Annotated in this window: 12 protein-coding genes; 7 read left to right on the forward strand and 5 right to left on the reverse strand. The window is 69.7% G+C overall.

Annotated elements, in window-relative coordinates; translation table 11 throughout:
- On the forward strand, window positions 1-1,074 hold the full coding sequence (locus G6N28_RS20605) for a sulfate/molybdate ABC transporter ATP-binding protein (protein WP_163903512.1): 1,074 nt from the start codon (window positions 1-3) through the stop codon (window positions 1,072-1,074).
- A 1-nt stretch (window position 1,075) separates the two neighbouring features.
- Here G6N28_RS20605 and G6N28_RS20610 read toward each other — a convergent pair whose 3' ends face one another.
- From G6N28_RS20610 to G6N28_RS27470, 4 genes are all read right to left on the reverse strand, one after another.
- On the reverse strand, window positions 1,076-1,780 hold the full coding sequence (locus tag G6N28_RS20610) for a sirohydrochlorin chelatase (protein WP_163903514.1): 705 nt from the start codon (window positions 1,778-1,780) through the stop codon (window positions 1,076-1,078).
- A complete protein-coding gene (locus G6N28_RS20615; RefSeq protein ID WP_163906483.1) occupies window positions 1,777-2,469 on the reverse strand; it encodes a phosphoadenylyl-sulfate reductase in 693 nt (230 codons plus the stop codon). The genes G6N28_RS20610 and G6N28_RS20615 overlap by 4 nt, the downstream gene beginning before the upstream one ends.
- An 8-nt stretch (window positions 2,470-2,477) precedes the next feature.
- Window positions 2,478-4,163: a nitrite/sulfite reductase gene (locus G6N28_RS20620; RefSeq protein ID WP_163903516.1), complete on the reverse strand. Its 1,686-nt coding sequence runs from the start codon at window positions 4,161-4,163 to the stop codon at window positions 2,478-2,480.
- Between the two features lie 122 nt (window positions 4,164-4,285).
- Window positions 4,286-4,537, reverse strand: a complete 252-nt coding sequence (locus tag G6N28_RS27470) for an Ms4527A family Cys-rich leader peptide (RefSeq protein ID WP_407664984.1) — start codon at window positions 4,535-4,537, stop codon at window positions 4,286-4,288.
- On the opposite strand from G6N28_RS27470, the gene hemW reads away from it, so the two are divergent.
- The 6 genes from hemW to G6N28_RS20650 all read left to right on the forward strand — a co-directional run bounded on the left by hemW (window position 4,470) and on the right by G6N28_RS20650 (window position 13,660).
- Complete coding sequence (hemW, locus tag G6N28_RS20625; protein ID WP_163903519.1) at window positions 4,470-5,645, forward strand: radical SAM family heme chaperone HemW; 1,176 nt, start codon at window positions 4,470-4,472, stop codon at window positions 5,643-5,645. The genes G6N28_RS27470 and hemW overlap by 68 nt on opposite strands.
- Window positions 5,646-5,699: 54 nt before the next feature.
- A complete protein-coding gene (locus tag G6N28_RS20630) occupies window positions 5,700-6,527 on the forward strand; it encodes a biotin--[acetyl-CoA-carboxylase] ligase (protein WP_163903521.1) in 828 nt (275 codons plus the stop codon).
- An 18-nt stretch (window positions 6,528-6,545) separates the two neighbouring features.
- Entirely contained in the window at window positions 6,546-6,947 is a 402-nt protein-coding gene (locus G6N28_RS20635; RefSeq protein WP_163903523.1) for a CBS domain-containing protein, read from the forward strand.
- 209 nt (window positions 6,948-7,156) lie between these two features.
- Window positions 7,157-7,669: a sigma-70 family RNA polymerase sigma factor gene (locus tag G6N28_RS20640; protein ID WP_163903525.1), complete on the forward strand. Its 513-nt coding sequence runs from the start codon at window positions 7,157-7,159 to the stop codon at window positions 7,667-7,669.
- Window positions 7,666-8,364, forward strand: a complete 699-nt coding sequence (locus G6N28_RS20645) for an anti-sigma factor (RefSeq protein ID WP_163903527.1) — start codon at window positions 7,666-7,668, stop codon at window positions 8,362-8,364. Before G6N28_RS20640 ends, G6N28_RS20645 begins: the two co-directional genes overlap by 4 nt.
- Window positions 8,365-8,524: 160 nt before the next feature.
- The gene (locus G6N28_RS20650; RefSeq protein ID WP_163903529.1) at window positions 8,525-13,660 is read left to right on the forward strand and encodes a type I polyketide synthase; all 5,136 of its coding nucleotides are present in this window, start codon (window positions 8,525-8,527) and stop codon (window positions 13,658-13,660) included.
- Window positions 13,661-13,687: 27 nt separating this feature from the next.
- Here G6N28_RS20650 and G6N28_RS20655 read toward each other — a convergent pair whose 3' ends face one another.
- The gene (locus G6N28_RS20655) at window positions 13,688-14,110 is read right to left on the reverse strand and encodes a hypothetical protein (protein WP_163903530.1); all 423 of its coding nucleotides are present in this window, start codon (window positions 14,108-14,110) and stop codon (window positions 13,688-13,690) included.
- Window positions 14,111-14,262 lie beyond the last annotated feature (152 nt).

Raw genomic sequence — 14,262 nt, forward strand, 5'->3', positions numbered from 1 at the left:
ATGACCAATGCGATCACCGTGCGAGGCGCCAACAAGCGCTACGGCGACTTCGCCGCACTGGACAACGTCGACTTCGACGTGCCGTCTGGCTCCTTGACGGCGCTGCTCGGGCCCAGCGGCTCGGGCAAGTCGACGCTGTTGCGTGCGATCGCGGGCCTGGACCGACCCGACACCGGAACCATCACGATCAACGGCCGTGACGTCACCGACGTGCCCCCGCAACGGCGGGGCATCGGGTTCGTGTTTCAGCACTACGCGGCGTTCAAGCACCTGAACGTGCGGGACAACGTCGCCTTCGGCCTGAAGATCCGCAAGCGGCCGAAGACCGAGATCAAGGAGAAGGTCGACAACCTGCTGGAAGTGGTGGGGCTGGCCGGGTTTCAGACCCGCTACCCGAACCAGCTCTCCGGCGGGCAGCGGCAGCGCATGGCGCTGGCGCGCGCACTGGCCGTGAACCCGGAGGTGCTGTTGCTCGACGAGCCGTTCGGCGCGCTGGACGCCAAGGTGCGTGAGGATCTGCGGATCTGGCTGCGGCGCCTGCACGAGGAAGTGCACGTCACCACCGTGTTGGTCACCCACGACCAGTCCGAGGCGCTGGACGTGGCCGACCGCATCGCGGTGCTCAACCAGGGCCGCATCGAGCAGGTCGGTTCCCCGACAGAGGTTTACGACGAACCCGCCAACGCGTTCGTGATGTCGTTTCTCGGGGCGGTGTCCTCACTGAACGGCAGCCTGGTGCGCCCCCACGACATCCGCGTCGGGCGCAGCCCGGAGATGGCCATCGCGGCAAGCGAGGACTCCGTGGCCACCACCGGCGTCGTGCGGGCCACCATCGACCGAATCGTCATGCTCGGCTTCGAGGTTCGTCTCGAGCTCACCAACGGCGCGACCAACGCCTCGTTCACCGCGCAGATCACCCGCGGGGACGCCGAGGCGCTCGCGTTGAAGGCCGGCGACACCGTCTACGTGCGCGCCACCCGCGTCCCGGCGATCCCGCCCAGCGGCGCGAGCAGTCAGGAAAACCCCCTGCAGAGCGCGGAAATAGGGGATTTCGCGACTGCTCGCGAAGAGTGAATTAAGCCGCCACGCTGGCGGTGCTCAGCGCGTCGAAGCGGTCCAGCACCGTGGCGGCGACGAGATTGTGTGAGCCCAGCGGCTCGGCCATCGGAATACCGTGCGCGGCAGCGTAGTTCGCCACCCGGTCGGTGATGCGGCCGTGTGCCAGGAACCACGGGGCGATCACCAGGCGTCGTGCGCCTCTGGCGCGCAGCGTTCGCGCGGCGTCGTGCACACCGGGGTGCGGACCGGTCGCGAACGCGACTTCGGTGCCCAGCCACCGGGTTCCGGTGTGCAGCTTCTTGGCCACGGCGGCGGTGTGCGCGTTGGCGGTGGCGCTCGACGAACCGACGGCGACCACGATCACCCCGAGGCCGTCGTCGTCGGGCGAGACCCCGCTCTCGGCGAGTCGCTGCCGCAGCACCGACAACAGGGCCGGGTCCTGCCCCAGCACCCCGGCCTGTTCCACGTCGGCCCCGGAGGCTTCGATCACCGAGGGCAGGTCGATGCGCGCATGATAGGCGTCAGCCAGCAGGAACGGCACCACGATTCCGTGCCCGGTCACGCCGGCCAGCACGTCGCTCAGGCTGGGCAGCGCCTTCTCCAAAAACGCCGGGCGCACGTCCAGCCACGGCCGAAGCCGCCGGATCCGCCCGGCAACCGCATGAGTCACCGCCGCCGAGCGCGGATCGACGCTGCCGTGCGCGGTCAGGATGAGCGTCACGAAGCGTGCAGCCCGCACTCGATCTTGCCGGTGCCCGCCCAGCGGCCGCTGCGCGGATCGGCGCCGTCCACGGGCTTGGCCGTGCACGGTGCGCAGCCGATCGACGGATAGCCTTCGTCGACAAGCGGATTGACCAGCACCTCGTTGGCGTCGATGTAGTTCTGCATGTCCTCGTCGGTCCACGCCGCCAGCGGGTTGATCTTCACCAGCCCGAACGCCTTGTCCCAGCTGATCAGCGGTGCGTTCGCGCGCGTCGGCGCCTCCACCCGCCGAATGCCGGTGACCCACGCCGAATATCCGCGCAGCGCCTTGCTCAACGGCTCGACCTTGCGCATCCGGCAGCATTCGTTGGGCGCGCGGGCGAACAGGTCCTTGCCGTAGAGCTCGTCCTGGCGGGCCACCGAGTTCTCCGGGGTGACGTTGACCACGTTCACGTCGTAGACCGCCGCCACGGCGTCGCGGGTGCCGATCGTCTCCGCGAAGTGATAGCCGGTGTCCAGGAACAGCACATCGACCCCGGGTCGCACCTTGGCGGCCAGATCGACGAGCACCGCGTCCTGCATGTTGGACGCCACGATGTAGTTGCCGCGGAAGTTCTCGTCGGTCCAGCGCAGCAGGTCCTCGGCGCCGGCGCCGTCGAGTTCCCTGGCCCCGCGCTCGGCCAGCGCCTGTAAGTCTGTGTCGGACAGCACCTCGGTCACCGCAGATCCGCCTCCTCGGCTCGCATCGCCCACGTAGCGAAACGCTCGCCGTCCTCGCGTTGTTTCACGAAGTTGCGGACCACCCGATCGATGTAGTCGCCGACATCCTTGGACAGCACCTTGTGCTGGCGCAGCTTGCGACCGAACCCGCTGTCCAGACCCAGGCTGCCGCCCAGGTGCACCTGGAACCCCTCCTCGGGCCCGTCGCCGTCGTCGACGATCTGGCCCTTGAAACCGATGTCGGCCACCTGGATGCGCGCGCACGAGTTCGGGCAGCCGTTGAGGTTGATCGTGATCGGCACGTCGAGTTGGGCGTTGATGTCCTCGAGCCGCTTCTCCAGCTCGGGCACCAGGGCCTGCGCGCGGGTGCGGGTCTCGGTGAAGGACAGCTTGCAGAACTCGATGCCGGTGCAGGCCATCAGGTTCTTGCGCCAGTGCGTCGGCTCGGCCGGCAGTCCCAGCTTGGCCAGCCCGGCAGTGAGCTCATCGAGCTTGTCGTCGGCCACGTCCAGAATGATCAGCTTCTGGTAGGGCGTGAACCGCGCACGGTCGGAGCCGGCTTTCTCCATCAGGTCGGCGACCGCGGTCAGGATGGTGCCCGACACCCGGCCGGCGATCGGGGCGACGCCGACGGCGTTGAGACCGTTCTTGAGCTTCTGCACCCCGACGTGGTCGATCGGATGCTTGACCGGTTTGGGCGCCGGTCCGTCGATCAGCGGCCGCTTGAGGTACTCGGTTTCGAGAACTTCGCGGAACTTTTCCGTGCCCCAGTCCTTGACCAGGAACTTCAGCCGCGCCTTGGACCGCAGCCGGCGGTAACCGTAGTCGCGGAACATCGCGGTGACCGCTTCCCAGACGTCGGGAACCTCATCCAGCGGCACCCAGGCGCCGAGCCGTTGCGCCAGCATCGGGTTGGTGGACAGGCCACCGCCCACCCACAGGTCCAGTCCGGGGCCGTGTTCGGGATGGTTCACCCCGATGAACGAGATGTCGTTGACCTCGTGGGCCACGTCCTGCAGGCCCGAGACCGCGGTCTTGTACTTGCGCGGCAGGTTGGAGTACTCGGGGTTGTTGATGTAGCGGCGGACGATCTCGTCGAGCGCCGGCGACGGGTCGAGCACCTCGTCGAGGGAGAGCCCCGCCAGCGGTGAGCCCAGCATGCCGCGCGGGCAGTCGCCGCAGGCCTCGGTGGTCTGCAGCCCGACCTCGTCGAGCCGGCGCCAGATCTCGGGAACGTTCTCGATCTCCAACCAGTGGTACTGCAGGTTCATCCGGTCGGTGATGTCGGCGGTGTCGCGGGCGAACTCGGTGGAGATCTGGCCCAGGGTGCGCAGCGCGGCGGTGGACAGCGCCTTGCCGTCGCAGCGGACCCGCATCATGAAGTATTTGGCTTCCAGCAGATCGGCGTTCTCGTCGCCGGTCCAGGTGCCGTCGTAGCCCTGCTCGCGTTGGGTGTAGAGACCCATCCAGCGGAACCGGCCGCGCAGGTCGGTCTTGTCGATGCCGTCGAAGCCGGTCTTGGCGTAGATGTTGATGATGCGGTCCCGCACGTTGAGCGGGTTGTCGTCCTTCTTGAGCTGCTCGTTGGCGTTGAGCGGTTCGCGGTAGCCGAGCGCCCACTGGCCTTCGGCGCGCGGCTTGCGGGTCGTCTTGGGCTTGGCCTGTGTCTTCGCCTGTGTCATTGGGGGTGGGCTCCTTCGTGGAGCCGGCGTTCGGATCGCGCGTGTCACCGGTGAGCTGACCGGCGGCGCAGATCCGGCGGCCAGCTGGAAGTGATGGTTGGGCTGGGTCCGAAATCAGCGCGTCAGGGCAGACAACAACAGGTACAGACGCGCTTGAAATCGACGTGCCGACGCGCCACCAGCGAGATGCGGGGGAAGATGCGTGCGGCAGTCACGACGCCAATTGTGCCATGAACTATGCGGTGTGCCCTAACCGGGCGATATTTGCGCTCAAGGTGAGCCGAACTCGTCTGGGAAACTGGCCTCATGACCCCCCGAACGGCGCCCGCGGAACTGCCTGGTCTGGCGCTGACGCCAGGCGGCGCGTTCGGCATCTACGTCCACGTGCCGTTCTGCGCGACGCGGTGCGGTTACTGCGACTTCAACACCTACACGCCCGCCGAGCTCGGCGGTGCGAACCCCGCCGGGTTCCTGGCCGGCCTGCGCACCGAGCTGGGGCTGGCCGCCGCACAGTTGGGATCGCCGCCGCCGGTCGACACCGTGTTCGTCGGCGGCGGGACGCCGTCGCTGCTGGGTGCCGCGGGCCTCGCGACGGTCCTGGATGCGATCCGCGAGCATTTCGTGCTGGCGCCCGACGCCGAGGTCACCACCGAAGCCAACCCGGAATCGACCTCGGCGCAGTTTTTCGCGCAGCTGCGCGCCGCGGGGTTCACCCGGGTGTCGCTGGGCATGCAGTCCACGGCCGCGCACGTGCTGGCGGTGTTGGACCGTGTGCACTCGCCCGGCCGCGCGCTGGACGCGGCCCGTGAAGCCCGCGACGCCGGGTTCGAGCACGTCAACCTCGATCTGATCTACGGCACGCCGGGGGAGAGCGACGACGATCTGCTGCGCTCGGTGGAGGCCGCCGTCGACGCCGGCGTCGACCACGTCTCCGGGTACGCGCTGGTGGTCGAGGACGGCACCGCGCTGGCGCGGCGGGTGCGCCGCGGCGAGTTGTCCCCACCCGACAACGACGCGCTGGCCCACCGGTACGAGATGCTCGATGCGCGGCTGTCGGCGGCCGGCTTCACGTGGTACGAGGTGTCGAACTGGTGTCGGCCCGGCGGCGAGTGCCGACACAACCTTGGCTACTGGAACGGCGGGCAGTGGTGGGGTGCCGGGCCCGGTGCGCACGGCTTCGTGGGCGCGATCCGGTGGTGGAATGTCAAGCACCCCAACGCTTATACGCAGTTTCTGGCCGACGGTCAGCTCCCGGTGGCCGACTACGAGCTGCTCGGCGACGGCGTCCGCCACATCGAGGACGTCATGCTGCGCGTGCGGTTGCGTGACGGGCTGCCGGTGGCGCTGTTGAGCAAGACCGAACGGCGCCGGGCCGCCACGGTCGTCGAGGACGGGTTGGCGACCCTGGTGTCCGAGCGGCTGGTGCTCACCGACCGCGGGCGGCTGCTGGCCGACGCGGTGGTGCGCGAGCTGCTGGACTGAGCGTCCGCCACGCGTTCACCCGTCGGTGTAGCTCGGGGCCCTAGACTGCGCCGTATGGATCGTGACAACTTGCGGCAGCCCCTGCGCGTGGCGAAATTGCGGGACGAGGTGGTGACGCCCGGGCAACCGTGGCGTTATCTCGAGGTGGTCGAGGAGACCGGGTCCACCAACGCCGACCTGCTCGCCCGCGCCGAGGCGGGCGGGGACATCGACGGGGTGGTCTTGATCGCCGAACATCAGACCGCCGGGCGTGGCCGCATGGGCAGGACCTGGTCGGCGGCCCCGCGCGCGGCGATCCTGCTGTCGGCAGGCGTGCCCGTTGGGGACGTGCCGGTCGCCCACTGGGGCTGGCTGCCACTGGCCGCCGGGGTCGCGGTGGTCGATGCGGTGGCGGCCGAAACCGACGTCCGACCCGGGCTCAAGTGGCCCAACGACGTGGTGCTCGGCGACCGCAAGCTGGCGGGCATCTTCACCCAGGTGACCGAGCCGAGAACCGCGGTCATCGTCGGGATCGGCCTCAACGTGACGCTGAGCGCCGAGGAGGCGGGCGATCCGGTGGCGGTGTCGCTGCTCGACGCGGGCGTGGCGGCGCCCGATCGCGACCGGCTGGTGAGCGCGCTGCTGTCCGAACTCGGCAGGCGCGTCATCGCCTGGCGTCGCGCCGGTGGCTACGACGAGCAGTTGGTCAACGACTACCGCGCCAAGAGCACGACGATCGGTGCGACCGTCTCCGCGACACTGCCCGGTGACCGCACGCTCGTCGGCACGGCGCAGTCGATCGACCACGAGGGGCGCCTCGTCCTCGACTGCGGCACCGAAACCGTCGCGCTGTCGGCCGCCGACATCGTGCACGTGCGCCCGCACGACGGCACCGCACGCTGACGGTGAGAGCATGATGCCATGGCTGCCATAGATTCGACCCCCGTCTCCACGGTCATCGGCGACCCGGTCGCACGCATCCCGGCCGACGCCACGATCGCCGACGCCGCCAAGGCACTGGCCGAAGGCGAATTCGGGGCCGTTGTCGTGGGTGACGAGGAGTCGCCCGTCGCGCTGCTGAGCGAGCGCGACGTCATGCGAGTCGTCGCTTCCGGTCAGGACCCGGCCGCCGTCCGGGCCCGCGACGTCGCCGCCAAAGATCTGGTCTGGTGTGACGCCAACGCCACCGTCCAGGAGGTGGCGATCCGGATGATGGACCGCTACATCCGGCACATCCTCGTCAAGCAGGACGGCAAGCTGGCCGGCATCGTGTCGGCCCGTGACCTGCTCGGCGTCTACTGCAGCGACACCGATCTCGACTAGTTCGGCGGAACAGGCGGGGCGCACGGCCGCCGTACCTGTCCGCCGAACGTGGGTTACCCGCACACTTTTCGCGCGCTGCCGTGGCACGAGCCCACACTCGGCGCGCGGGGGTGCACGACCGCCGTACCTGTCGGCCGAACGTGGGTTACCCGCACGGCTTTTTGGCGTTTGCCGTGGCACGAGCCCACACTCGGCGTCAACATTGACGGGTGAGCGAGCCCGACCAGGCCGCACTGCTGCGCGCGATCCACGACGCGCACAGTCAATCGTTGCTGCGCTATGTCCTGCGGCTCACCCGGGGAGACATGCCGTTCGCCGAGGATGTGGTGCAGGAGTCGCTGCTGCGGCTGTGGCGTAAACCCGAGGTGCTGGCTCAGCCGAGCGAGTCGGTTCGCGCCTGGCTGTACACCGTCGCCCGCAACCAGGTGATCGACGACCGGCGCAGCGCGCGGTTCGGCCGTGAACTACAGACCGACACCGTGCCCGAGCCGCCGTCGGCCGACGCGATCGGCCCGGCGGTCGACAAATGGGTGCTCGCCGACGCGCTGAAGTCGCTGAGCCCCGAGCACCGCACCGCGGTGGTGCGCGCCTACTACCTCGGTCAGACCGTCGCCGACATCGCCGAGCAGGAAGGCATTCCCGCCGGCACTGTCAAGTCCAGGCTGCACTACGCCCTGCGGGCATTACGAGATGCGTTGCACGAGAAGGGGGTCGTCTCATGACCGACCGAACGCCCGACGACAATCTCGCCGAGTGGGACGCCGCCTATGTGCTCGGCGCGTTGAGCCTTGACGAGCGTCGCATCTACGAAGACTATCTGGCCGCCAACCCGCAGGCCCTCGCCGAACTCACCGACCTCGCCGAAATGCCGGGAATTCTCGGCGCGCTCAGCCGCGAGGAGGCGCTGGAGCTGGCCGGCCTCGCCGACGAGGCCGCCACGGACGGCCGGGACAACGTGACCTCGTTGGCTCGGGCGGCGGCCGAGCGTCAGCGCCGGTCCCGACGCACAGTGCTGGCGACGGCGGTCGCCGCGGCCGCCGCGCTGGCGATCATCGGGGGCGTGGTGGGGGCCACCGTGTTCCCGCGCACCGAGTCGGTGCAGACGGTGGCGATGGCCCCGATGCAGCCCGGCCAGCGCGAGGGGTTGACCGCTCAACTCGCGGTCACCGAGAAGCAGTGGGGCACCGAGCTGACCTGGTCCTGTGAATACACCAAGGACTGGGCGCGCGACGTCGCGAGCTACGACATCGTCGTGACGAGCCGCGACGGCACGCAGACGGTCGTCGGGTCCTGGCGACCCGCCGGTGACGAGTCGACCGGGTTGTCGGCGGCCACCAGCATTCCGACCTCGGAGATCCAGACCGTCGACATCAGGGTGTCCGGCGACGACGAGCCGCTGGCCGTCAAGACGCTCTAGGAACCTCGCGCGCCGCGAGCGTGAGCGGCACCACCCGTCACCCGCTGGCCATAGCTCCCCACTATCGCCCGGGCTGTGCGAACATGAGCGCCATGGCGCGTGGCTACTTAGGCAAGGCTATCCAGACTACTGGGGCTGGCGGTGCCCGTCGGACTCTTTCGTGAGCTCAGCCCCCGAACCCATCGCGATCGTCGGCATCGGGTGCCGGCTGGCAGGCAACATCAGCACACCGAGCCAGCTGTGGCGCTTCCTGCTGGAGGGCGGCAGCGCGGTCAATGAGGTGCCCGCCGAGCGGTGGGAGCCCTACCTGCGCCGGGATCCGCGCAACGCCGCGGTGCTGCGCGAGGTGACCCGCCTCGGCACCTTCCTCGACGACCTGGCCGGCTTCGACGCGGAGTTCTTCGGGGTCTCCCCGCGCGAGGCGGAACTGATGGATCCCCAGCAGCGGCTGGCCCTGGAGGTCAGCTGGGAGGCCCTCGAACACGCCGGGGTGCCGCCGAAGTCGTTGGCGGGCAGCGACACCGCGGTGTTGATGGGGGTCAACTCCGACGACTACGGCAAGTTGGTGATGGAGGACCTGCCCGGCATCGAAGCGTGGACCGGGATCGGCACGTCGCTGTGCGGGATCGCCAACCGGGTGTCGCACCTGCTCGATCTGCGCGGCCCCAGCGTCGCGCTGGACGCCGCCTGCGCCGCGTCCCTGGTCGCCGTGCACCAGGCCTGCCAGATGCTGCGTGCGGGGGAGACGTCGTTGGCGCTGGCCGGTGGGGTCAGCGCGCTGATCGGCCCGGGGCTGACCCGGGTGCTCGACGTCGCCGGAGCCACCGCCCCCGACGGCCGATGCAAGACGTTCGACGCCGCCGCCGACGGATACGGCCGCGGCGAAGGCGCGGGGGTGGTGGTGCTCAAGCGGCTCAGCGACGCCCTGCGCGACGGCGACCACGTCTACGCGGTCGTCCGCGGAGGTGCGGTCGCACAGGACGGCCGCACCGTCGGCATCATGTCCCCCAACGGTGACGCGCAGGCCGACTTGTTCAGGCACGCATGCGAATCCGCCGATATCCCGCCGTCGAGCGTCGATTTCGTCGAAGCGCACGGCACCGGAACCCCGACCGGTGACCCCACCGAGGTCCGCGCGCTGTCTTCGGTTTACGGCGTCGACCGCCCCGCCGATGCACCGTGCCGCATCGGATCGGTCAAGCCCAACGTCGGGCACCTCGAGGGCGGCGCGGGAGTGGTCGGCCTCGTCAAAGCCGCCTTGGCGCTTCATCATCGGGTGATCCCACCGACGGCGGGTGTGCAGAAGCTGACTCCCGCCGTCGACTGGGAGAACAGCGGGCTGCGCGTGCCGACGGAAGCCGAGGCGTGGGAGCGGACCGGCGGTGCGCCGCGTCGGGCAGCGGTGTGCAGCTACGGCTACGGCGGCACCATCGCCCACGTCCTGCTCGAGGAAGCACCCGGCGGCTCTGGTGGAAACCACACTGGAAATATGCTGTCACCCAAGGTGATACCGCTGTCAGCGCGGTCATCGGCACGGCTGGGCATGCAGGCCAAGGCGCTGGCGGACCGCCTGCGCACCGGTGATCACCAGCTGGAGCGGGTGGCGGCCACCCTGTGGTTGAGGCGCTCGCACGAGCCGGTCAGGGCGGCGGTGGTGGCCGAGTCCGTCGACGACGTCGTGGCCGGACTGGATGCGGTGGCCGAGGGGGTGCCCGCCCCTGGTGTGGTGACTGGCCCGGTGCTGCCCGGCGCCGCCGACGGCGCGGTGTGGGTGTTTTCCGGGCACGGCTCGCACGGGTCGGGCATGGGCAGACAGCTGCTTTCCGACGAGCCGGCGTTTGCCGCGGTCATCGACGCGATCGACCCGGTGTTCGGTCGTGAGCTCGATTTCAGTGCGCGCGAGGCGCTTTCCTCGGGACAACTGGGCGGCACCGACCGCGTGCAGGCGCTGACATTCGCCATGCAGGCCGGCCTTGCCGCGGTGCTTCGCCAACGTGGTGCGGCACCGGCCGCGGTGATCGGGCACTCGGTGGGGGAGGTCGCCGCCTGCGTCGCAGCGGGGGTGTTCGATCTGACGGTCGGCGCCGCCGTGGCGTGCTACCGCGCGCGCGGATTCCGAACGGTGATGGGCCAGGGCGCGATGGCGTTGGTGCGCCTGCCGTTCGAGGAGGCCGAACGGCGGCTGCAGGGACGCGCCGATGTGGTCGCCGCGATCAGCGCGTCACCGGTGTCGACGGTGGTGTCCGGCGCGGTGGCCGCGGTCGACGAGATCTGCCGTGACTGGTCCGACGAGGGTGTGATGGTGCGCCGGGTCAACACCGACGTCGCGTTTCACAGCCCGGCCATGGACGCGCTCACCGCCGAACTGAGCCGGCTCACGGGCGGGTTGCCGGCCCCGCGGCCGGCCGAAATCCCGCTGTACACCACGGCGTTGGCAGATCCGCGATCCAGCGCTCCTCGCGACCACCGCTACTGGCCGGTGAACCTGCGCGATCGGGTGCGCTTCGCCGAGGCAGTCGCCGCCGCCGCCGAGGACGGTCATCGGCTGTTCCTCGAGGTGTCCGCTCATCCGGTGGTGGCCCACTCGGTCGTCGAAACGCTGCTGCACGCTGGGATCGAGGAGCACGCCGCCGTCCCCCTGCTGCGCCGGGACCGGCCCGAGCGGCTCGCGCTGGGCACCGCGCTGGCCACCCTGCACTGCCACGGCGCGCCCGTCGACCCCGGTATCGACGCGTCGGCGCCGTGGGCGGACGATCTGCCCGTCACCCAATGGCGGCATCGCAGGTTCTGGCGCACGCCGACGCCTCCGCCCGGCGGCTGCGGGGTGCACGACGTGGACACCCACACCCTGCTCGGCGGCGCGATGGAGGTGACCGGTCCCGTCGCCGCCCGCATGTGGCAGACCCGGCTGGACATCGCCAGCAGGCCCTATCCCGGGGATCATCCGGTGCAGGGCACCGAAATCGTTCCCGCCGCAGTCATTTTGAACACGTTCTTGGCCGCGGCCGACGGCAGAGGGCTCGACGACGTCCGGTTGCGTACCCCGGTCGCTCCCGGCCGTCCACGCGACGTGCAGGTGGTGCTGCAGGACCGTGCCCTGACACTGTCGTCACGGGTGCTGGACGACGGCGCGGAGGATGGCGGGTGGCTGACCCACACCAGCGCGGTGACCGCCGCAGATGAAACCTGCGGAGAACACGCCGCGTTCGATCTGTCGGCCGCCAGGAAGCGTTGTGCCCAGCCCTTGCCCGCCGACCACGTCGTGGACACGCTGGCGTCGCTGGGCGTGGCCGCCATGGGATTCGACTGGCAGAACCTTGAACTGCGCCAGGGTGAGGGGGAGCTGCTCGTCCGCGTGGCGGCGGACAAGGCGGGCGCGGTGCCGGCCACCTGGGCGGCGCTGCTGGACGCGGCCACGTCGGCGGCCTCGACGGTGTTCGACGGCCCGCCGCGGCTGAGGATGCCCGCCCGCATCGAGCGCGTCCGGGTGCACGGTCGCCCACCGGCGGTGGCCGTTCTGCACATTCGGCGGCGCCCGCACACCACGACGACCGATGTGCTGATCGCCGACGAGTCCGGGGCGATTCGCGCCTCACTGCTCGGAATGTCGTTCGAAGAACTGGAAAGTCCTGCGGGCAGTGACCTTTCGCGGATGCTGCACGAGGTGAGCTGGCATCCCGTGCCGGTTGACGACGACGACCGACCCAGCGCGGTGCTCATCGTCGGCGGCGACGACGGCACCGCCGACTCGGTGCGCCGCGATTTGGCCGCGGCCGACGTCCCGCACGCCAGGTGCGCCGATCCGAGCGACATGGACGCCGCGATCCTCGACCGTGACGCCGTGGTGCTGGTTCTTCCCAGCGCGTCCGATCCGCCCGCCGAGGCGGTCGACCTCACCGTGCGAACGCTGCGCCGTTTGCTCGACTCCAGAGCCCCCGCGCGGATGTGGGTGCTCACCCAGCGCGTTCACGAAGGCACCAATGTGGCGCATGCGCCGCTGTGGGGCCTGGCGCGGGTGGCCGCCGCCGAGCATCCCGACGTGTTCGCAGGGGTGCTGGATGTGGCAGACGCGAGACTTCCAGTGGCAGTGCTGGCTTCGCGCCTTGGGCACCCGGTGGTGGTCATGCGCGACGGTGTCGGGTCTGCCGCGCGGTTGAAGCACGCCAGCCCGGGGGCCGGCACCCCGTTGCAGTGCTCGGCGGGCGGCACTTACGTCGTCACCGGCGGCACCGGCGCACTGGGCCTGCGCATGGCGCAACGCCTCGCCGACGTCGGGGCGCGACGACTGCTGCTGCTGTCGCGCTCCGGCATGCCGGACCGTTCTGAATGGCGCGATGCGGGCGACTCGGAGGTGGTCCGCGCCGTCGCCGCCCTCGAGGAGCGCGGGGTGTGGGTGCGCGTCGCGCCCATCGACATCGGCGCACCGGGGGCGGCCGACAAGCTGCGCGACGCGTTGTGCGACCTGCCGCCGGTCCGCGGCGTCATCCATGCGGCCGGTGTGGAAGCCGGTGCGCTGCTGGTCAACACCACACAGCGGGACTTCGCGGCGGCGATGCACCCGAAGGTCGACGGCACCCTGACATTGCACGAGGTGTTCCCGCCGGGGCAGTTGGACTGGATGGTGTTGTTCTCGTCGTGCGGCTACTTGGCGGGCTTCCCCGGCCAGGGCGCGTACGCCTGCGCGAACTCGTTCCTCGACGTGATGGCCCGGCACCGCAGGCGCCTGGGCGATCGCACGGTGAGCGTGGCGTGGACGGCGTGGCGGGGGATGGGCATGGGCTCCACCTCAGGTTTCATCGCGGCGCAACTCGATGCTCTGGGCATGGGCACCATCGGACCCGACGAGGCGGTGCGGGCACTGGACCTGGCTATGCGCGCTGATCGGGCGAACATCGTTGTGCTGCCGGTGCTTCCGGCGGCAGCATCGGTGCCGATGTTCGCCGACGTGGCACCGGCAGAGGTTGCCGAGCCGGCTACGGACGAACCGTCGCCGACCACCTTCATCGGTGCGGACGGTGCACCGGATCCGCAGCGCATCGCCGAGCACGTGATCGCCGCGGTCGCATCCCAACTCGGGTTGTTCGAAGGCGATGTCGACGCCGGCGTCCCGCTGGTGGAGATCGGGGTCGACTCGATCATGACCGTCGGCCTGCTGCGCCGACTCGAGAAGCAGACGGGGTTGTCCCTGCCCCCGACGCTGTTGTGGGAGCACCCGACCGCGGACGCGATCTCCGCGAGGATCGCCGAATTGCTCAGTTCGACGCAGGCGTCTGTCGAAGCGGTCGAAGTGTCCTGATTCGCTCGGTCAGCGACTTCCCTGGAGTCAGCCCGGGCCGACTGAACCAGGCGTGACGAAGGTCGGGGTGATCTCCGGGTTCCGAATTGGCGGCAGCGGCGGCGCCGGGTTCTGCGTGGCTTCACCAGGACGGGGCGCCATCCCCGGCGGAGTGGGCTGAGCGGACTGTTCGGCGGGAGGAGCAACACAGCCCTGCGAATCGGTCCAAATACCGCCGTTGAGAACGCAGCAATCGATCACGGCCCGGTTGTATTGCTCGAGCGTGATCTGGCCGGATTGATACTTCTGACCGTTCAAGACGACACAATCGTCGTAGTTGGCGACGTCCCACTCTCGGGGTTCGGCGCAGGCGTTTGGCGGTTCTCCGACGGCGCCGCCGGTGACCGTGGTGGCGGCAGCGATTAATCCTGCGGCAGCGAGATGACGCGCGTGGCCGGTTGCGGTTGTCATGTTGACCCTCGATTCGATCTGAAGGTGGCCTAGACACCGGGCCCCGCACCGGGGAGAAGGTCTCCGTTGTTCGTGAGTGCTGCATCAATAGCGTCCTCTTGATTGGACGCCGGCTCAAGCATTCGCGAAATTCTGAGGCAGGAGCGCAATCC

It is taken from the genome of Mycolicibacterium pulveris (assembly GCF_010725725.1).
GTDB classification, from domain to species: Bacteria; Actinomycetota; Actinomycetes; order Mycobacteriales; family Mycobacteriaceae; genus Mycobacterium; species Mycobacterium pulveris.